Origin of the sequence: Pectobacterium fontis (assembly GCF_000803215.1) — a bacterium.
Lineage (GTDB): Bacteria > Pseudomonadota > Gammaproteobacteria > Enterobacterales > Enterobacteriaceae > Pectobacterium > Pectobacterium fontis.
The window spans coordinates 32,909-53,501 of record NZ_JSXC01000033.1 but is presented as its reverse complement, the minus strand read 5'-3'; the positions used below and the strand labels follow the sequence as shown (position 1 = coordinate 53,501).

General features: G+C 51.5%; 17 protein-coding genes. 7 read left to right on the top strand and 10 right to left on the bottom strand.

From position 1 onward, the window contains the following. Window positions 1–36 precede the first annotated feature (36 nt). The 6 genes from OI69_RS10590 to OI69_RS10565 all read right to left on the bottom strand — a co-directional run bounded on the left by OI69_RS10590 (window position 37) and on the right by OI69_RS10565 (window position 8,647). Entirely contained in the window at window positions 37–1,185 is a 1,149-nt protein-coding gene (locus OI69_RS10590) for a mannitol-1-phosphate 5-dehydrogenase (protein WP_039349850.1), read from the bottom strand. 61 nt (window positions 1,186–1,246) lie between these two features. Then, window positions 1,247–3,154, bottom strand: a complete 1,908-nt coding sequence (locus OI69_RS10585; protein ID WP_039349847.1) for a PTS mannitol transporter subunit IICBA — start codon at window positions 3,152–3,154, stop codon at window positions 1,247–1,249. A gap of 528 nt (window positions 3,155–3,682) precedes the next feature. Beyond that, a complete protein-coding gene (locus tag OI69_RS10580; RefSeq protein WP_039349845.1) occupies window positions 3,683–4,399 on the bottom strand; it encodes a DUF3053 domain-containing protein in 717 nt (238 codons plus the stop codon). A gap of 321 nt (window positions 4,400–4,720) precedes the next feature. Further along, window positions 4,721–6,790 carry a glycine--tRNA ligase subunit beta gene (gene glyS / locus OI69_RS10575; RefSeq protein ID WP_039349843.1) on the bottom strand — a complete coding sequence of 690 codons (2,070 nt, stop codon included), beginning with the start codon at window positions 6,788–6,790 and terminating at the stop codon, window positions 4,721–4,723. A 9-nt stretch (window positions 6,791–6,799) separates the two neighbouring features. Next, entirely contained in the window at window positions 6,800–7,714 is a 915-nt protein-coding gene (glyQ, locus tag OI69_RS10570; RefSeq protein WP_039349839.1) for a glycine--tRNA ligase subunit alpha, read from the bottom strand. Window positions 7,715–7,840: 126 nt separating this feature from the next. Beyond that, the gene (locus tag OI69_RS10565; protein WP_039349836.1) at window positions 7,841–8,647 is read right to left on the bottom strand and encodes a sulfite exporter TauE/SafE family protein; all 807 of its coding nucleotides are present in this window, start codon (window positions 8,645–8,647) and stop codon (window positions 7,841–7,843) included. A gap of 292 nt (window positions 8,648–8,939) precedes the next feature. Here OI69_RS10565 and OI69_RS10560 point away from each other — a divergent pair, with 292 nt between their 5' ends. Both OI69_RS10560 and ghrB read left to right on the top strand, forming a co-directional pair. Continuing rightward, the gene (locus OI69_RS10560; protein WP_039349834.1) at window positions 8,940–9,503 is read left to right on the top strand and encodes a DNA-3-methyladenine glycosylase I; all 564 of its coding nucleotides are present in this window, start codon (window positions 8,940–8,942) and stop codon (window positions 9,501–9,503) included. Between the two features lie 243 nt (window positions 9,504–9,746). Next, on the top strand, window positions 9,747–10,709 hold the full coding sequence (ghrB, locus tag OI69_RS10555; RefSeq protein ID WP_039349831.1) for a glyoxylate/hydroxypyruvate reductase GhrB: 963 nt from the start codon (window positions 9,747–9,749) through the stop codon (window positions 10,707–10,709). A gap of 115 nt (window positions 10,710–10,824) precedes the next feature. Here ghrB and OI69_RS10550 read toward each other — a convergent pair whose 3' ends face one another. Beyond that, a complete protein-coding gene (locus tag OI69_RS10550; protein WP_039349828.1) occupies window positions 10,825–12,030 on the bottom strand; it encodes a serine hydrolase domain-containing protein in 1,206 nt (401 codons plus the stop codon). Window positions 12,031–12,650: 620 nt separating this feature from the next. Here OI69_RS10550 and OI69_RS10545 point away from each other — a divergent pair. Together OI69_RS10545 and OI69_RS10540 are read left to right on the top strand one after the other, a co-directional pair. Beyond that, window positions 12,651–13,253, top strand: a complete 603-nt coding sequence (locus OI69_RS10545) for a hypothetical protein (RefSeq protein WP_039349826.1) — start codon at window positions 12,651–12,653, stop codon at window positions 13,251–13,253. A gap of 61 nt (window positions 13,254–13,314) precedes the next feature. Further along, window positions 13,315–13,674: a hypothetical protein gene (locus OI69_RS10540; protein ID WP_039349824.1), complete on the top strand. Its 360-nt coding sequence runs from the start codon at window positions 13,315–13,317 to the stop codon at window positions 13,672–13,674. A gap of 73 nt (window positions 13,675–13,747) precedes the next feature. Here the strand turns inward: OI69_RS10540 and OI69_RS10535 are convergent, their stop codons facing one another. The 3 genes from OI69_RS10535 to OI69_RS10525 form a co-directional block, all read right to left on the bottom strand. Then, a complete protein-coding gene (locus OI69_RS10535) occupies window positions 13,748–14,137 on the bottom strand; it encodes a Mor transcription activator family protein (RefSeq protein WP_039349822.1) in 390 nt (129 codons plus the stop codon). Between the two features lie 467 nt (window positions 14,138–14,604). Continuing rightward, a complete protein-coding gene (gene gorA / locus OI69_RS10530) occupies window positions 14,605–15,957 on the bottom strand; it encodes a glutathione-disulfide reductase (RefSeq protein WP_039349821.1) in 1,353 nt (450 codons plus the stop codon). A 128-nt stretch (window positions 15,958–16,085) separates the two neighbouring features. After that, on the bottom strand, window positions 16,086–16,928 hold the full coding sequence (locus OI69_RS10525; protein WP_039349818.1) for a 23S rRNA (adenine(2030)-N(6))-methyltransferase RlmJ: 843 nt from the start codon (window positions 16,926–16,928) through the stop codon (window positions 16,086–16,088). Between the two features lie 319 nt (window positions 16,929–17,247). Here OI69_RS10525 and OI69_RS10520 point away from each other — a divergent pair, with 319 nt between their 5' ends. The 3 genes from OI69_RS10520 to rsmJ all read left to right on the top strand — a co-directional run bounded on the left by OI69_RS10520 (window position 17,248) and on the right by rsmJ (window position 20,556). Next, the gene (locus OI69_RS10520; RefSeq protein ID WP_039349816.1) at window positions 17,248–17,541 is read left to right on the top strand and encodes a DUF2623 family protein; all 294 of its coding nucleotides are present in this window, start codon (window positions 17,248–17,250) and stop codon (window positions 17,539–17,541) included. A 229-nt stretch (window positions 17,542–17,770) separates the two neighbouring features. Next, on the top strand, window positions 17,771–19,813 hold the full coding sequence (gene prlC, locus OI69_RS10515; RefSeq protein WP_039349815.1) for an oligopeptidase A: 2,043 nt from the start codon (window positions 17,771–17,773) through the stop codon (window positions 19,811–19,813). After that, entirely contained in the window at window positions 19,810–20,556 is a 747-nt protein-coding gene (rsmJ, locus tag OI69_RS10510) for a 16S rRNA (guanine(1516)-N(2))-methyltransferase RsmJ (RefSeq protein ID WP_039349813.1), read from the top strand. Before prlC ends, rsmJ begins: the two co-directional genes overlap by 4 nt. Window positions 20,557–20,593: the final 37 nt, after the last annotated feature.

The following is a 20,593-nucleotide window of genomic DNA, read 5'->3' as shown; positions in this document are numbered from 1 at the left end:
AAAAGACCACACCTGCCTGGTGACGAGACGCGCCGATTATTGCATGGCGTTATACACATTCACTGCTTGCGCGACAACCTCGCTGTTCGCATCCAGACCAGAAATTTGTACCAGCGCCGCCTGCGGCCCACGCGTACGAATTAGCTCAGCCAGCTCCAACGCCTGTGGATCCTGTTCGCTACGATAATGCATCGCAGCCGCAATACCGATAATCAGGTTGTCATGCGGCAAATGGTACTCCAGCGTGCCAAGCAGCGGCTTGATCAGGCGGTCGCCCGCACTCAGCTTACGCAGCGGCTGACGGCCAACGCGTTCCACATCATCATGCAGATGAGGATTTTCAAAGCGGCTGAGAATCTTGTTGATATAAGCCGCGTGCTTATCCGCATCAAAACCGTAGCGCTTGATGAGAACCGCACCGCTCTCTTCCATGGCACCTTTGACCACGGCTCTGACTTGTGGGTCAAGAATCGCCTCGCGAATTGTTTGATGACGTGCCTGCTGCCCGAGATAAGCCGTAATCGCATGACCGGTGTTAAGCGTGAAGAGCTTACGCTCGACAAACGCCATCAGGTTATCGGTCAACTCCATACCGGGAATCGCTGGCGGCTCGCCGCAGAACTGATTTTTATCGACAATCCATTCACTGAAGGTTTCTACCGTCACTGCCAGCACATCATCGCTGCCCGCTTCAGAAGGTGGAACAATGCGATCCACGGCAGAATCCACGAACCCTACATGCTCGACGACCCACTCCTGATGGCCTTCTGGCAGCAGTTTCAGCACATGCTGTTTTAACTGGCTGGTGCCACGCACCATATTTTCACAGGCAATAATGTTCAATGGCCGGATATTGCCATCTTCATGACGTTTAACCAGCCCCTGAGCGATAGCGCCGGCGATTTTTTCCAGAATTTGCGGCCCCACTGCGGTTGTCACCAAATCAGCCACGGCAATCAGCGCCACCGCATCCTGACTACCGCTGTGAACGGCGCTCACATTACTGACGGTATCAATTTGGGTGCTATCACCAACAATCCGTACTATGTAATGCTTACGACTGTTCAAGGCATCCAACACTGGCTGACTGACGTCTGCAAATGTTAATTCGACGTTGGCATCCGCCAATAATTTACCAATAAATCCGCGACCAATATTACCTGCGCCAAAATGTAATGCTTTCATGAGACATAACCTTAATAAAACATAAAAAGAGGCCGCCCGAAGGCGGCACAAATGCAATCAATCAGGCACTCTTTTTACCGGAGAGTAAGTCGAGAACTTCCTGAACATCCTGAGTGTGCGCCAGACGTTCAATAACGGCATCATCATCCAGCGCATTCGTCAGGCTAGTGATGACTTGGATATGTTCGTTATTACGCGCCGCGATACCGATCACCAAACGCGCCACCTCATCGTCGTCATCGCCAAAGCGCACGCCTTCGGGGTATTGGCAGAACACCACGCCCGTTTTCAGCACGCGGTCTTTCGCTTCAATCGTACCGTGCGGTACGGCAATCGATTCGCCCAGATAGGTGGAAGTCAGCTTTTCGCGTTCCAGCATCGCCGCAACATACTCCGGCTCAACATAGCCGCCTTTTACCAGTTGCTCACCAGCGAAACGGATTGCCTGCTCTTTTTCTGTCGCATGTTGATTCAGAAACACATTGCCAGCGCCAAGTTGGAACAGATTCGTCTGCGTGTCAGCGACCACAGGCTCGGGTGTCGCGACAGGTTCAGGCTTCGCTGCACCCTGTGCTGCCGCAAGACGAGCCACCAGATCGCTATACAAGCCGCTATCCAGGAAGTTGGTCAGAGAAATATGCTGCGCCTGCGGCGCGTGGCGCATGGCACGTTCCGTCAGATCGCGGTGCGTAATCACCAGATCGACATCATCCGGCAGACTGTTGATCGCACTGTTGGTCACCGAAACATTCGTCAGCCCGGCATCCTGCACTTTCTTACGCAGCACCCCAGCGCCCATTGCGCTGGACCCCATACCCGCATCACAGGCTACGATGATTTTGCGCACGGTGCTCATGTCGCCGCTCACCCCACTGTGTGTTGCGGCTCCTTTAGAAGAGGCTTTCATTTCCTGCATGCGGCGCGTGGCATCGCTCAGGTCTTCTTCTTTTTGCTTGGTGCTTTTCAGCAGAATTGCCGACACAATGAAGGACACGGCGAAAGCCGCGCCAATAGCCGCGAGGTTAGCGAAGTAAGCGCCTTTTGGCGTCATCGCCAACACCGCAAGGATGGAGCCGGGAGACGCAGGAGAAACCAACCCCCCACCAAGCACGCTCAGCGTAAACACGCCGGTCATCCCCCCCAGAATCACCGCGATAATCAGGCGCGGATTCATCAACACGTAAGGGAAATAGATTTCGTGGATCCCGCCGAGGAAGTGAATTATCGCCGCGCCCGGCGCTGACTCTTTGGCGTTACCACGACCAAAGAACATATACGCCATCAGTACGCCCATACCCGGGCCTGGGTTCGCTTCGATCAGGAAGAAAATAGATTTGCCGGTTTCCGTCGCCTGCTGAATACCCAGTGGTGAGAAGATACCGTGGTTAATGGCGTTGTTCAGGAACAGGATTTTCGCCGGTTCAACAAAGATGGAGGTAAATGGCAGCAGGTTGTTTTGTACCATCAGGTTAACGCCGGAAGCCAGCACCTGAGAGAAGAGTTCGACCAGCGGGCCAATCGCCAAAAATGACAGAATTGCCAACAACATACCGATAATACCGGCAGAGAAGTTGTTGACCAGCATTTCAAAGCCGCTCTTGATTTTACCGTCGACCATGCGGTCAAAACGCTTGATCGCCCAGCCGCCCAATGGACCAACGATCATGGCACCGAGGAACATCGGGATATCCGTCCCGACGATCACACCCATTGTGGTAATCGCACCTACTACGCCGCCACGCTCACCAAATACCAGACGTCCACCGGTATAGCCAATCAACAATGGCAGCAAATACGTAATCATCGGCCCGACGAGCTTCGCCAATGTTTCATTAGGGATCCAACCGGTAGGGATAAACAGCGCGGTAATAATACCCCAGGCGATAAAGGCACCAATATTGGGCATGACCATATTGCTGAGGAAGCGACCAAAGTTTTGTACTTTGATCTTAATATCTGGTGAAAGCATAAAAACACACCCCTATTGAAACGCGCTGACAATAAGAGCGCGTGGTAATTATCGTGAGACAGCGTGGCAATATGTGTTAGTCGCAGCGATGGTTAGCAACAACGACCGACAGTCTTATTTTTACCGGGTTATCGGCGGCTACCGAAACCGCGGCTGTTATAAACATATCGGTTATCAAAACACCGATTGCTTCCGTCAGTATTACTGTATGCAGGGCGGACTCTAACATGCCGTTTTCATACCGCAACTCCGCGGCGAAAACGTGACAAAAATCACACAAACACCCTACACCAACAACACAAATAGGTGATTTCCTTCACAAAAAACCATGAAAATTGAAAAACTCATGAGGCTGGCAGACCAATACAGCTCTTTATATGTGATATAAGTCACACTTTTATGTGGCGGGTTTGTTTTATTTATGTGATATCTATCACAATTTATTTTCACCTCTTCCTCAGCAAACACCCCTTAGGCAGAATGCCGACTCAGCGTACTAAATCACTCCCACAAGGGAACATGATGCCATCAGGGATAATTCACCCCATTTACTCCTCTGAGCGCATTCATTAAATTCTGCTGCTGAACAGGTAATGCCGCCACCATGTTGTTATATTGCGCCACCTGCTGTGGCGTACGGAATTGCACAGCGGCACCAGTAAACACCGCTTGATCGCCCTGAGCCTGAAGGAAATCACCGATCTGAGTCAGGCTCTGCGCGAAGGCAATTGCATTCGGGATCGCGGGCAATAGCGCATTGGTCGGCTGTATTACCGTGCGCGCATACAACCGCTCATAGGGTATCTGCACGTCTTCAGGCTGCTTCAGCATGCGATGGGCATTGTCTGCCTGCACTTTTGCCGCCTGTACATGCTGGCTCAGCAGGTTCATTGCGCCGATAGATTGCCGAAGGTCATTACGTTGCGTCAGATAGTCGTTAGGGACGCGGATGCGGGAAATTTGCCCCAGCATCGGTGTCAAACTACCGGACACCGCCTGATTAAACTGCTGAGAAAAAGTGGATAAAATCGCATAATCGTTGGTAAAGTTGCCAAAACTCTTCTTTTGCTCTTCCGTTAAAGTCGGCAGTTTCCCATCCTGTTGCGACTGGACGCTTTGCAGGAACGCAATGAATGCCTTCCGCTGCTCGGCTTCACTGTCACCACAAGCGGCAAGCTGCCATACCGCCAACATAACCAGAACTGGCAGCAGCCAGCGTGAACGGTACATCATCAGCCTTCTCATTCCCTACTCCTGTTATGCTCACTGCCCTGCCAACCGTGCTTTATGCGGAAAAAACACGTCAGCGACGGATTTTCCATGACAAGATTTTCTACGACATAAGCATAGTCGAATCAGGCTGGCTGTGCAGAAAAAGGCCAGGTCCGACAACGAATACCAATGGCTTACGCATCGAGATCCCCAAGGCGACCACAGGATTTTACCTACCGAATAGGCTGTCGATGCGAGTCATGACAGCAAGATGGGACGTTTGCAACGCGGAAAAAATAACCCCCGCACAGGAGAACCTATTCGGGGGCTGGGAGGAAGGTGACGCTATCGCCGTTATTGCAGGACGGAAATATCCGCAACCTGCAAGAACAATTCACGCAGTTGGCTTAGCAACGTCAGGCGGTTCACCCGCACCTGCTCGTCTTCTGCCATTACCATCACCTGATCGAAGAACGCATCAACCGGCTCACGTAATGAGGCCAGCTCAACCAACGCTTCCTGATAGCGACCCTCAGCAAACAGCGGCGTCAGTTTGTCGCGCAGCACGACCAGGTGCGTTGCCAGCGTAATTTCCGCCGCGTCTTTCAATACAGCAGCGTTGACGCTCTCATTCAGCGTATCAGTAGACTTCGCCAGAATGTTGGAAACGCGCTTGTTCGCCGCTGCCAGTGCCGCTGCCGCATCCAAAGAACGGAAGTGGCTAACCGCTTTCACGCGGGCATCGAAATCCGCCGGACGGGTTGGGCGACGCGCCAATACCGCCTGAATGGTATCCACGCTATGGCCTTCTTCCTGATACCAGGCGCGGAAACGACCGAGCATAAACTCAATCACGTCATCCACAGCGTTGGTGTTGGTCAGCTTGGTGCCATATAAACGCACCGCTTCTTCGATCAGCGTCTGCAAATCGAGCGGCAAGCGTTTCTCGACGATGATGCGCAGTACACCGAGGGCAGCACGACGCAGTGCAAACGGGTCTTTATCGCCTTTCGGATGTTGGCCAATCCCAAAAATCCCCGCCAGCGTATCCATCTTATCAGCAATCGCCAGCGCACAGGCCACCGCAGAAGATGGCAGTTCATCACCCGCAAAGCGCGGCTGATACTGCTCATTCAGCGCAACGGCAACATCTTCCGCTTCACCATCGTGGCGCGCATAGTGCATCCCCATCACGCCCTGCGTGTCGGTGAATTCGAACACCATGTTGGTCATCAGGTCACATTTAGACAGCAGCCCCGCACGCGTCGCGTGATTCACATCTGCGCCAATCTGGCCAGCAACCCAGCCAGCCAGCGCCTGAATGCGGTCGGTTTTGTCGCGCAATGAACCCAACTGCTGCTGGAATAAAACGGTTTCCAGACGCGGCAGGTGATCTTCCAGCCGCTTCTTGCGGTCAGTATTGAAGAAGAACTCAGCGTCAGCTAAGCGCGGGCGCACCACTTTTTCGTTACCGGAAATAATCTGCTGGGGATCTTTGGATTCGATGTTGGCAACAAAAATGAAATGTGGCAGCAGATTGCCGCTGTTGTCATAAACAGGGAAATACTTCTGGTCACCTTTCATGGTGTAAACCAGCGCTTCAGACGGCACCGCGAGGAATTTTTCTTCAAATTTTGCGGTCAGCACCACTGGCCATTCCACCAGTGAGGTGACTTCCTCCAGCAGGCTGTCGCTCAGATCGGCATTGCCACCAATCTTGCGTGCAGCTTCTTCCGCATCCGCTTTGATTTTGGCTTTACGCGCATCGTAGTCGGCAACGACTTTACCGCGTTCCAGCAGAATCTGCGGATACTGTTCGGCAGTATCGATGGTAAATTCCGCTTCACCCATAAAGCGGTGACCGCGAAGCGTACGAGCGGAATCGATACCCAACACCTGGCCGGGGATCAGTTCTTCACCCAGCAGCATTGTCACCGTGTGTACCGGACGCACAAACTGCGTGTCTTTATCGCCCCAGTGCATCAGTTTTGGAATCGGCAGCTTTGATAAAGCGGTGCTGACCATGCCAGCCAGCAGCGCCTGCGCCTGCTCGCCTTTTGCGTGAGCGCGATACAGCAGCCACTCGCCTTTGTCGGTCGTCAAACGTTCGGCTTGCTCAACGGTGATGCCACAGCCACGCGCCCAGCCTTCTGCCGCCTTGGTCGGCTTGCCTTCGGCATCAAATGCTTGCGCAATCGCCGGCCCCCGTTTTTCTACTTCACGATCGGGCTGGGAAGCGCTCAAGCGCGCCACTTTCAACGCCAGACGGCGCGGCGCGGCGAACCAGCTTACGTCACCGTGTGCCAGATTGGCGGCATCCAGCTCCGCCGTGAAATTAGCGGCAAAGGATTCTGCCAGATTACGGAGAGCCTTCGGCGGCAGCTCTTCCGTGCCAATTTCCACCAGAAAAGTCTTGTCAGTCATGGCTGCCTCTTAGCTCTCTTTCTTATGACACATCGGGAAACCCAGCGCCTCACGCGAGGCATAATAGGCTTCCGCAACCGCTTTGGTCAGGGTACGAATACGCAGAATGTAGCGCTGGCGCTCGGTAACCGAGATCGCTTTACGCGCGTCCAGCAGGTTAAAGCTGTGCGCCGCTTTCAGAATGCGTTCGTAAGCCGGTAAAGGCAGCGGTTTTTCCAGCGCCAGCAGGTGCTGCGCCTCTTTCTCGTATTGCTCAAAACAACTGAACAGGAAATCCACATCAGCATGTTCAAAGTTGTAGGTCGACTGCTCAACTTCGTTTTGATGGAATACATCACCGTAGGTCGTTTTCCCTAACGGGCCATCGCTCCAGACCAGATCGTAAACGCTGTCAACACCCTGAATATACATTGCCAGACGTTCCAGACCGTAAGTGATCTCGCCGGTCACGGGTTTGCACTCCAGACCGCCCACCTGCTGGAAGTAGGTAAACTGCGTCACTTCCATACCGTTCAACCAAACTTCCCAGCCCAGACCCCAGGCACCCAGCGTTGGGTTTTCCCAGTTATCTTCTACGAAGCGGATATCGTGAATGGTCGGATCCATACCCAGCTCTTTCAGAGAACCGAGATACAGTTCCTGAATATTGTCCGGCGATGGCTTAATGACGACCTGAAACTGGTAATAGTGCTGTAAGCGGTTCGGGTTTTCGCCGTAGCGTCCATCAGTCGGGCGACGAGAGGGTTGCACATAGGCAGCCGCCATGGGTTCTGGCCCCAGCGCCCGAAGGCAGGTCATAGGATGTGAAGTGCCTGCGCCGACTTCCATGTCCAATGGTTGAACAATGGTGCAGCCCTGACGAGCCCAATAATCCTGTAATGTCAGGATCAGGCCCTGGAAGGTCTTGGTATCAAACTTTTGCATGTTGGATTCGCGCACGATACAAGTGGATTTATAAGGAATGCGCCAGTATACCCTCTGACCGCAAGATATACAGCCAGAATGCGGCAACAAGTGCAAATCCCCGTCATCATCGTTCAAATTTCAGGATCAGCTTGAAAAAACGGTTTGCAACATCTTCAGGCTCAGCAGCAACAGCAGCGCGGCAAAAGCTTTTTTCAACGTCGCGACAGGCAGACGGTGCGCCAAACGTGCTCCGACAGGCGCGGTAAAAAAGCTAACGGCAGAAATCAGGAGAACAGCGGGCAAGGAAACATAGCCGACGCTGTAGTCAGGTAGTCCGGTCGCAGACCAGCCGTTAATCATGTAGCCCAGCGCGCCGGACAACGCGATCGGTAGCCCAACCGCTGCGGATGTACCAATCGCCTGCTGGATGCGCACGTTACACCACGTCAGGAATGGCACCGTAAGTGACCCGCCGCCGATAGCGACCAGCGCCGAAATACTGCCAATCACCAAGCCTGCGAACGAAACGCCTGCCGTACCAGGCAACTGACGCTGCGGTTTTGGCTTGATATTCAGCACCATTTGCAGCGAAACATAAGCCATAAAGCAGGAGAAAAAGATCGCCAACGCCCGCGTCGGCAACAGCGTCGCCAGCCAGGTGGCCGCAAATGTCCCGATCAAGATGGCAGGCGTAATCCGAATGACTACCGGCCAAAGCACCGCCTGATGTTGATGATGCGTGCGCAGACTGGAAATTGCCGTGACGACAATCGCCGCCATTGACGTTCCCAATGCCAGGTGTACCAAATGAGTATTATCTACACCCTGTACAGCAAACAGCGCCGTCAGCACTGGCACCATAATGCCGCCGCCGCCAATGCCCAATAGCCCCGCCATAAACCCCACCACCGCGCCTAATGCCAGATAGGCTGCTATCCACTCCACTGCCATTCCGCGTACCCCTGTCTCTACTTTCTTATGATCGATTAAACAGCCTTACGCTAATGAATCGTCTTGAGCTGTTGGCAAAAACATTATTCACAATTCCACGACGACTTTCCGCTTCATTCGCAAGCGACATGTCATATTTGCGAGCACACCCGCAAAACACTGGTTGCCTATACAGCACTATAAGTGCCATGATCACACCACATTGTGGCTGACCGCCTTACCGTGAACAGCATTACCCAAAAATAGTGTGTGCGTTCAAACACCAACGGCACAACCGAATCAGGAGAAAAACATGCAACGCTGCGACTGGGTGACACAAGACACCTTATATCAGGATTATCACGATAACGAGTGGGGAAAACCCTGCACCGATGGCCAGAAACTGTTTGAGTTACTCTGTCTGGAGGGTCAGCAAGCGGGGCTTTCCTGGATCACCGTTCTGAAAAAACGTGAACACTATCGTCGTTGCTTCCACCAATTCAATCCTGAGCAAGTGGCGAAAATGACGCAAGATGACGTGGAACGGCTGATGCAAGACAGCGGCATTATCCGCCATCGCGGGAAAATTGAGGCGATTATCACCAATGCAAAAGCGTGGGTGGCGATGGAAGCTCAGGGGGAGAGCGTTTCGCACTTCATCTGGTCTTTTGTCGGGCATCAACCGCGTCTCAATCATCCCGCCTCGCTTGCAGAGGTGCCCGCCACAACAGACGTTTCAGAAGCCCTGTCAAAAGCCCTGAAGAAACGCGGCTTCAAATTTATCGGTTCTACCATCTGTTATGCCTTCATGCAGGCGGGCGGATTAGTCAACGACCATGTTATCGGCTGCTTCTGTCATCAGAAAAGCGCGTCATGATTCGCCCTTACTGCGATCTCGATCTCACAGCGCTGATCATGTCGTGGCCGCGCCTGTATGCGCGCGATAAGCGATTGTTGATTTCCACGCCCCTGTTCATCACATCAATTGTGCAAAAAACCCATTAATCGTGATTAACCTTGGGCAGGAGCAGGGGCAGTATCGCTTGCAGTCTCCCGCCAGCTACGCGATTATTCGGTGAGCTATTTCGACGTTAACTTCCTTAATCTGCTGGAGTTTGTGATGAAACCTAGCGTTATCCTGTATAAAAAAGTGGCTGACGATCTGCGTGCCCGTTTGGATCACCACTTCACCGTTACTGAACTTGATGCCTTTCCCTCCCCCGACCATCCAGCCCTGGCAACAGCAGAAGGCCTCATCGGTTCCGGTGGTAAAGTCGATAAAGACTTCCTGCAACACGCCCCACGTTTACGCGCGGCCTCCACTATTTCTGTCGGTTACGATACCTTTAACGTCGATGACCTGAATGAGAAAGGGGTTATTCTCATGCATACCCCAACGGTGCTGACGGAAACCGTGGCGGATACGGTGCTGGCACTGATGCTCGCCAGTGCGCGTCGGGTCGTGGAAGTGGCTGAGCGGGTTAAAGCGGGCGAATGGAAAGGCGGTGTCGATAGCGACTGGTTTGGCACAGACGTTCACCATAAAACTATCGGTATTCTGGGAATGGGACGCATCGGCATGGCGGTGGCACAACGTGCTCACTTTGGTTTCAGCATGCCGGTACTGTACAACGCCCGCCGTCATCATGCTGAAGCGGAAGAGCGCTTTAATGCCCGACACGGCGATCTCGATACGCTACTGGCCGAGTCTGATTTCCTCTGTATTACTCTGCCGCTCACCGCGGAAACTCACCATCTCATTGGCCGCGAGCAGTTGGCAAAAATGAAGCCCAGCGCCATTTTGATTAATATCGGTCGTGGTGCCGTCGTAGATGAAGAAGCGCTGACTGAAGCGCTGGTGAAAGGGACAATTCAGGCCGCAGGTCTGGATGTTTTTGTCAAGGAACCCTTGCCCGTCGATTCTCCATTGCTGGATTTACCTAACGTGGTAGCACTACCACATATCGGTTCTGCCACACATGAAACCCGCTACGACATGGCCACCTGTGCCGTCGATAACCTGATTGCCGCCCTGAGTGGTCAGGTAAAAGAAAACTGTGTGAATCCGCAGGTTTTGAAATAGGCAGAGATCATCATTGCTAAGCGTTTGCTTGCACAACGCCCTTCACGCTCCAGCCACAATGCTTTCTGCGTTGCTGGAGACGTGCAGGTCAGGAGCGATGTGGAAAGCTGATTTTTTAAATCTTACACTCACCCTGATAATGCATTGCATGGCCAATACGCGAGATAAGTGTATGTCCAAGGTTATTATCCCAATTGAAGCTGTTTTGCAGAACAACCACCGCAATACGATTTTGCCGATCTAACCCGATATAACTTGAATAACCGCCAATATATCCCACCTGATAGGTAATATGTTGTGTGCCGATTTCATCGGTGATCCAGGCAATATTGGCAGCCTGTTTGGTACGGTTGTAATACGTCTTCATTGAATCGTTTATCGCTTCATCCAGCGCGCCATATCCCGTCGGATAAATATGCGCACGGGCAAACTTCAACAGGTCATTAGCACTGGTGTACAAACTGGCGGCACCTACCATATTGGAAGAAAAATGCCAGTCAGGTATCGGCTTACCGCGCATAATAAATTTGGGCTGATCGCCAGCGTGGCCAATTGCTCGGTAGGGAAAGTGCGTTAATTTTTGCGGGGTAAAACTGGTATTTTCCAGTTTTAGAGGCTCGATGATCGCTTCATTAATCAACCGATCAATGGATTGCCCCGTTTTCAGTTGTAAGACATACCCCAGAATGGCATAACCAAGATTCGAATACGTCGGGGTTGGATTGGTCGGCACCGTAAAGTCAGCCAAATAATCCAATACTCTGTCATCATCCAGTAGAGTATAGAAATTATTTCCAGTGAATAGATACTCGGCAAACAGCCCCAGCATCTGCATATCCATCATCTGACGGGGTAAACCCGAAGTATGGGTAACCAACTGTAATAACGTAATCTTTTTTGCGCTATCGCTGAGGATAATCTGACTGGGCAGGAGTTCTTCAAGCGTATTTTCCCAACGCAATATGCCTCGCTTTACCAGAATGCCCGTCGTTTCTGCCATAAAGCCTTTACTCACGGATCCAACGGCAAACAGGGTATCTCCCGTAATGGGATAGCGGTGATCGCTATTATCCGTAAAACCATATCCCCAACTGCGCATCGTTCCATCAGCAGTTAACACGCCGACCACCAGACCCGGTATCGCTTTTTGTTTAAGGAAAGGAACAGCCAGACGATCAACCTCTGCGGTTAAATCTTGATTGCAGACAAGCCGCAGCGCATCGGCATCCGATTCATCAATGGACATATTCGATAATGTACTACACCCTGAAAGCATCAATAATGCTATAGCACCCAGTGCAAATCGAAAGCGTAAACGCATAATAAAGATATCTTAAATTGGATATACGGGCGTTAAATTTTGTCGATCTTAAAAGCTCCGAACAAAAAGCACTATAAATATATTCATATCCTAAGTAATTTGAGTTTCAGGAAAAAACGTTAACGCTTTGAACAATGTGCCGTGTTAGCCCTTTAGGACGATGCTCAGTCCGTCCACCGTAGCCGTTTGATGGCAGAAGACTCTCCCACCGCCCGTGCGTAAACGCTTGACGCGCCGTTACCCGTTCCCACACGCGGTAACCTGTGTGATCTGGGCAAAAGGGGAAGCGCCCAACGTCACGCAGCCTGCTTTTGGTACTTCAAAGAAAGCCTGCACCGATGGCGGAGTTCGCTCAGTTTGAGGCTGGTCTGGAGTCACTGTGCAACACAAAATCGATCGTTGCCTGCTGTCATTCCTGTGGTATAACGATTACGTATCATTTCTTATCTTACGGAATGACTAATCATCATAATTATTTTAACTAAAATAAATAATTTCTTAGCATCGAAAAAAATCAAATCTATAATTAACAGGACTTACTTCCCCGTTATGTTAAACATAGGCATATGGATAATAGAAATCGAACCTAATACCGGGTTCATAATAAATAGGAATACATTATGTCTAACCAATACAGCGTTGAATTTATCAACAAATCAAGTAATTCAGGTAATGTGGCAATTTTCCAAAAAGCACCAGATCAAAAGGCAAGAAATATTTTCTCGCTAGCATGGTTCAGCAAATTTGTTAATCCAAATGTGCATGAAACGTTTCGCTGGAATATCGATTATTCTTTCGTCTGGTCAGATACGGGAGAAGTCAAACCTGGCGTTATTTTTGAAGGTGGTGAAGAAATTCCTGCCGACCTTCAATCAGCCAATACCATTTTATTGGATTACAATGGAGGATACTTCTTTGGCCCAACATCATTCACTGGTCAAGCTGGTTCACTCTATATTGATGAAAGCGGTAATGTTCCACTCAAACAGGCCGCAGTTGGTATCGGAATGAGCAATTCAGGGACGTTTGTCCAAGCCGTACAACCCAATTTGCATATTGAGTTTATTCCACATCCTTCCTACTGGATTGTATTCGGTAACTATGAAGAAGGTGAAATTCTGGATATCGAGCAAATCAGCGATGCCGTTGAATTAGTGTTTGAACCCAATATTTACAACGTTGTCGCTACACTGCAACAAAACAATACCTGGGTTGTTTCCTGATCCAGCAATCGGAAGGCAGGTAGGTTCCTGCCTTCCTCACTTTATCTTTTGGAGAAATAATATGTCTGACATTTATATCATCGATAAAGGTGTACAAAGCGGCCCTTTCAATCAGTTTGAGGCAGAAAAGGAATTAGAAAATTATCTTGAAAAGCACCGCTACGCCAATATGAAGCAAGCGATGAATGACGTTACATTTGGAAAAGGAAAAGCGACGGGCAGCTACACTTATGACGACCATTACGTGCTACATGCCTCTTCTGGCAATAGTCAAAAAAGCGTAAGTATATTTTTCTACCATACCGAAACAGGTTATTATCTGATCGCAATGGGAGAACATACAACCTCAGCGTCTTATCTATTAAGTGATTTTGGACAAAAATCCGGAGATTTCAAATTCGGTAAGACCATTAGTCTTTAACAATAAGTGATAAATAAAAAGCATCCAAATTGTGTTGGATGCTTTTTATTTATCAACGATATTCATGGAGCCTTTATTTACATACTGCTTTCTTGATATTAGCCACTTGTCTTACGCCAAGATTGTATATTTTAGCAACTTCCGTCCGAGATTTTCCTCTATCTAATAAACTGATAATTTCACGATTGCGTAACTGCCTGTCAATACTTTTAGCATGAGGGACATCAATACTTAAACCACCAAATTCCTGGCATAATCTTTCGACAGAACTCCCATTAATGTCTACACAAAAACATTTCGGTGATTTCGGAATATATTTACACTGACCACCGAATAATTTTGAAAAGATATAAGCATCCTCCAACCCCATAATATCAATTAACTCCTGGAATTGTTCAGGTAACTTTTTTATATCGAGTCCATAGAAAAAACCATTAAGTGCTGTACTTTCTTTATAGCTCATAGAATCATTCCTTGTGTTGTTCCTGTGATTTGGATGAAATCACATTTACAACAATCAAACGATGGGGAAACAATTCATGCTATAGATTATTTTTATCTTCAAGACAAGCGGCCGTATGGCTCTCTTCATCAGTAACAATGAAAATGACAAAACATCCTATTTTTGTAAATAACGATGAGTAATAAAAATAACTCTCTTGAGATGGAATTTTTAATTACCAATGAATTAAATTCCAACAAAACCATTAGAGTTATATTTATTAACATTTAATCCAACTGTGTTTAAAATAATACGTTATCTATTTATTGACGCAAAATCAGGACTTAGCACACTGGACAAGTACTATTTGAACAAATCAACTAGGCCATGTGCTTTCCCGCATACAAAAAGGCTGGCTAAATAGTTCACTATTCAACCAGCCTATTTTCGTTTTCCCAAAAGGCAGTCAGATATGCTTCTCTACATCATTACCGCATCGTGACAAACTCTTCCGAGGCAGTCGGATGAATGGCGACGGTGTTGTCGAAGTCTTTCTTGGTCGCGCCCATTTTGACGGCGACGGCGAAGCCTTGCAGCATCTCATCCATACCAAAGCCGATACCGTGGATGCCGACGATTTTTTCTTCTTTACCCACGCAGACCAGCTTCATGCGGCACGGCTGGCGGTGCTGCGTGACGGCGGTGTACATCGCGGTAAAGGCAGATTTGTAAACTTTCACCTGATCGTCGCCGTACTGCTCACGCGCCTGCGGCTCGGTCAGCCCGACCGTGCCAATCGGCGGGTGGCTGAAGACGACAGTCGGGATGTTGCTGTAATCCAGATGCTCGTCCGGCTTGTTGTTAAACAGACGTTCAGACAAACGACGCCCCGCAGCCACGGCAACCGGCGTAAGCTCGACGGCACCGGTGTTATCACCTACGGCGTAAATACCGGGAACGTTGGTGTTCTGGAATTTATCGACGTTGATGTAGCCTTTGTCATTCAACTCCACGCCCGTCACGCTCAGATTCAGATTATCCGTCGCCGGTTCACGACCAATCGCCCAAATCAGGCAATCGACGGTGTGTGACTGACCATTTTCCAGTTCCAGCGTCAGGCTGCCATCCGCGTTCTTCACAATCGCTTTTGGGATCGACTCGGTATGCAGCGTCGGCCCTTCGGTGTTCATCACTTCTACCAGCGTATCGACAATCAGCGGATCAAAGCTGCGCAGCGGCGCGTGTTTGCGCACAAACAGGTGGGTTTCAGAACCCAGCCCGTTCAACACCCCGGCAATTTCCACTGCGATATAGCCAGCCCCTATAATTGCGGTACGCTTCGGCAACGCTTCCAACTCAAAGAAGCCATCGGAATCAATGCCGTATTCTGCACCGGGAATATCAGGGTGAACCGGACGCCCACCCGTCGCAATCAGGATATGGTCAGCCGTGATTTTCTCACCGTTCACTTCCACCGTGTGCGCATCGATAAAGCGGGCAAAACCGTGGATAACATCGACCTTATTCTTGCCAAGAACGTTGTCATAGGACTGGTGGATGCGATCGATGTAGGCGCTACGGTTCTTCACCAGCGTGCCCCAGTTAAACTGGTTCACCGTAGTATCAAACCCGTAATCCGGCCCGTACTGATGGATCGCTTCGGCAATCTGTGCGGCATGCCACATCACTTTCTTCGGCACGCAGCCAACGTTGACGCAGGTGCCGCCCAGATATTTTGCCTCGATCAACGCACATTTTTGTCCATACATCGCCGCGCGGTTAATAGACGCGATACCGCCGCTGCCGCCGCCAATAGCAAGATAGTCATAGTGTTTGGTCATCAGTGTATCCATGCTTAAGTGAATAAAATTTGCCTAGAGTGTAACGCCAGAGCCATACGCCCAATAAAGGTTATGCCTATGGTTGCGATAGGAAAAACCGAGCACATCGCCTACCGCAATTGTGCGTATTACTCCGGTACGATTTGCTCCACCAGCGTATGGCCAGTGCCTTCCGGCACCAGCACGCTATGCAACCACGGCAGCACGCTCTTCATCTGCGCTGCCAGCTTCCACGGCGGGTTAATCACAATCATGCCGGACGCCGTCATGCCGTAGCGATCGCTGTCCGGCAGCACCGCCAGTTCAATTTGCAAAATGTTGCGAATGCCCGTCGCTTCCAGCTCTTTCAGCATGCGTTTAATGTGCTGACGCAGCACCACCGGATACCACAGCGCAAATACGCCGGTGGCAAAGCGTTTGTGCCCTTCCTGAATCCCTCTGACCACGGCCTGATAGTCGGTTTTCAACTCATACGGCGGGTCGATCAGCATAAAGCCGCGGCGGGACAGCGGCGGTAACTGTGATTTCAACTGCTGATAACCATCGTCACGCAACACTTTGGTGCGTGCATCTTTCTGAAATTCATTACGCAGCAGCGGGAAATCGCTGGGGTGCAGTTCGGTCAGATGCAGCTTATCCTGCTCACGCAGTAGCTGGCGCGCAATCAGCGGAGAACCGGGGTAATAGCGCAACTGTCCGTTGTGGTTATAGGTACGCACCGCCTGCATATAAGGCTCGAGTTCAGCCGGAATATCGTCACGCTGCCAGATTTTCGCGATGCCATCCAGATACTCCCCGGTGCGTTCGGCGTGTTCGCCGCTGAGCTGATAGCGACCCGCCCCCGCGTGGGTATCCAGATACAGGAAAGGTTTTTCTTTCTCTTTCAGGGCAGTGATGATCAGGCTCTGAACGGTGTGTTTCAGCACGTCGGCGTGATTGCCGGCATGGAAACTGTGGCGGTAACTTAGCATGCTTACTTTCCGGTGAGGTTTTTATAAATAACATTGATTAGCTGACAGTATAACCGCCTGCGGCAGAAAATATCCCATCAAACGCTTCATGCTGCGAACCACATTCAGAAACGCGTCTTCTTACGCTGTTCATCGTTGAAATAGGGTGCGCGGAGATCGATATCCATCGGCAGAGGAGCATCTTGCGGGTGCATGATGCTGCAACTCCTTATCAGCCGGTCTCACAGAGCGGATTCAGGAATATTTTTCAACAGATCTGGTGAGTGATAAATAAGCGTTATATTATAAAATATATAACGAATATTCACGGAGCACTACGATGGGAAACCATTTTGAGCGGGGTGTCCTCGCCGGGTTGAAATCCGTCAGCCCAAAATCCACCCACGACATCCATCCCTACTGCTACGATTATCGGCGTGGCTATATCTGTGGCTATGCCCACCATCTGGCGGAAACCAAAGGCGACCGCCAGCAGGCTGCTTTCGAAGCTGGGTTATTATCACGCCGCTACGGGCTGGAACGGGAGAGGGTCGCAGAGTTCTTTACTGAACAAGGCAACCCATATGCAGTTCGGTTTTTTTATGCGGGCTATGATGCGCATACAACAGGTTAGCGGATGCCGATTAGCGGTACACTTCCCATAACTCGAAGCTAGTGGGGGATCGTGATAGCGAACTCCCCTCCTCTCTGCCATTGATTTTCACAGCGCTTGACCCCATCTTAGTAAGTAATCCGCAGTCGATATCCGCCTTGCCGCATGTCTCTCTTCAACGGATTGCCCGCAGCGGCAAGAGGAAGAATCGTTCGGCAACGAGATCACCCACAATTATCAGGACGGCACCATGACCAATCCATTACTGACCTCATTTACCCTGCCCCCGTTCTCCAGCATCAAAACGGAAGATATTGTCCCCGCGGTGAAATCCGCACTGGATGAATGCCGCGCGACGGTAGAGCGTGTGGTGGCGCAAGCGGGGCCATTTACATGGGATAATCTGTGCCAGCCGCTGGCAGACAGCGACGATCATCTTAGCCGCATCTTCTCTCCCATCAGCCACCTGAACGCAGTGAAGAACAGCCCGGAACTGCGCGGCGCTTATGAACAATGTCTGCCGCTGCTGTCTGAACACAGCACCTGGGTCGGCCAACATGCTGGTCTGTATCAGGCTTATCGCAGCCTGCGTGACGGCGAACACTACGCTGCACTGAGCGTAGCGCAGAAGAAATCCGTGGATAACGCGCTGCGCGATTTTGAACTGTCCGGCATCGGCCTGTCGCCGGAAAAACAGAAACGCTACGGCGAAATCTCCGCGCGCTTGTCTGAACTCGGCTCGCAGTACAGCAACAACGTGCTGGATGCCACCATGGGCTGGAGCAAACTGATTACCGATGTCGCCGAGCTGGATGGCATGCCGGAAAGCGCACTGGCGGCAGCCAAAGCGCAGGCGGAAGCCAAAGAGCAAGACGGCTGGCTGCTGACGCTCGATATTCCAAGCTATCTTCCGGTAATGACCTACTGCACCAATCAGGCGCTGCGCGAAGAAATGTATCGCGCCTACGCCACCCGTGCCTCCGATCAGGGGCCGAACGCGGGTAAATGGGACAACAGTGATGTGATGGCTGAAGAGTTGGCACTGCGTCATGAGCTGGCACAACTGCTGGGCTTCGATAGCTATGCGCATAAATCGCTGGCGACCAAAATGGCGGAAAACCCGCAGCAGGTGCTCGACTTCCTGACCGATCTGGCGAAACGCGCCCGCCCACAGGCTGAAGAGGAACTTGCGCAGCTACGCGCTTTCGCCAAAGAACACTATGGCGTGGATGCGTTGCAGGCCTGGGATATCACCTACTACAGCGAGCAGCAAAAGCAGCACCGGTATTCCATCAGCGATGAACAGCTTCGTCCGTACTTCCCGGAAAATCGCGCGGTGAACGGCCTGTTCGAAGTGGTTAAACGCATCTACGGCATCACCGCCAAAGAGCGCAAAGATGTGGATGTCTGGCACCCGGAAGTGCGTTTCTTCGATCTGTTCGATGAAAGCGGTGAACTACGCGGCAGCTTCTACCTCGATCTATACGCCCGCGAGCACAAACGCGGCGGTGCCTGGATGGACGACTGCGCGGGTAAACTGCGTAAAGGTAACGGTGAACTGCAAAAACCCGTCGCCTATCTGGTCTGTAACTTCAACCGTCCGGTCAACGGCAAACCGGCGCTGTTCACGCACGATGAAGTCACTACCCTGTTCCACGAATTCGGTCACGGTCTGCACCATATGCTGACCCAAATCGATACCGCCGGCGTAGCGGGCATCAATGGCGTGCCGTGGGACGCGGTCGAACTGCCGAGTCAGTTTATGGAAAACTGGTGCTGGGAACCGGAAGCGCTGGCCTTTATCTCTGGCCACCACGAAACCGGTGAACCCCTGCCGCAGGAACTGCTGGATAAAATGCTGGCAGCGAAGAACTATCAGGCCGCGCTGTTCATTCTGCGTCAGTTGGAATTCGGCCTGTTCGATTTCCGTCTGCATGCCGAATTTGACCCGGCAAAAGGCGCACAAATTCTGCCAACGCTGGCCGAAATCAAAGCGCAGGTGGCCGTGGTGCCAAGCCCAAGCTGGGGACGTTTCCCACACGCCTTCAGCCACATTTTTGCGGGCGGCTATGCCGCAGGCTACTACAGCTATCTGTGGGCCGATGTCCTGGCCGCCGATGCCTACTCACGTTTTGAGGAAGAAGGGATCTTTAATCGTGAAACCGGTCAGTCATTCCTGGACAACATCCTGACCCGTGGCGGTTCCGAAGCGCCAATGGACCTGTTCAAACGCTTCCGTGGTCGTGAACCGCAGCTCGATGCCATGCTCGCGCATTACGGCATCAAAGGATGAGCATCTGCTTAATTGCAGAAGAAGGCGCCGACAATGGCGCCTTATCTTCTTTGGCTGAACGCTGGGGGCTGATTTCCGACCCTAATGCCGTGATGGCGCTGGTGTTGACGGCGGAACGTCTGGAATTGCGCAAGCTGGATGAACCGAAACTCGGCGCGATCTTCGTCGATTTCGTTGCTGGGCCGATGGCACACCGTCGTCGCTTTGGCGGCGGGCGCGGCGAAGCCGTTGCTAAAGCCGTGGGGATCAAAAAAGATTATCTACCGGATGTCGTGGATGCCACGGCAGGATTGGGACGTGATGCTTTTGTGCTGGCGGCACTCGGCTGTCGGGTACGTATGGTGGAACGCAATCCGGTGGTCGCGGCGCTGTTGGACGACGGGTTGCAGCGTGGCTATCGGGATGCAGACATTGGCTCGTGGCTACAGGAGCGGCTGACGCTGCTGCACGCGTCAAGTATGACCGCGCTGCGTGATATCACGCCGCCGCCGGATGTAGTGTATCTCGATCCGATGTTCCCACATAAACAGAAAAGCGCGCTGGTGAAAAAAGAGATGCGGGTGTTCCAGTCGCTGGTCGGTGCAGACGATGACGCCGATGCCCTGCTGGCCCCCGCACGCGCGCTGGCGAAAAAACGCGTCGTGGTGAAACGACCGGACTACGCGCCGCCGCTGGCGGGTATACCGGCACAATCCATGCTGGAAACCAAAAGCCACCGCTTCGATTTCTATCTTCCCGCTTGACCCCTTTCGCTGCCGATGCTAAGTGTATCGGCAGCTA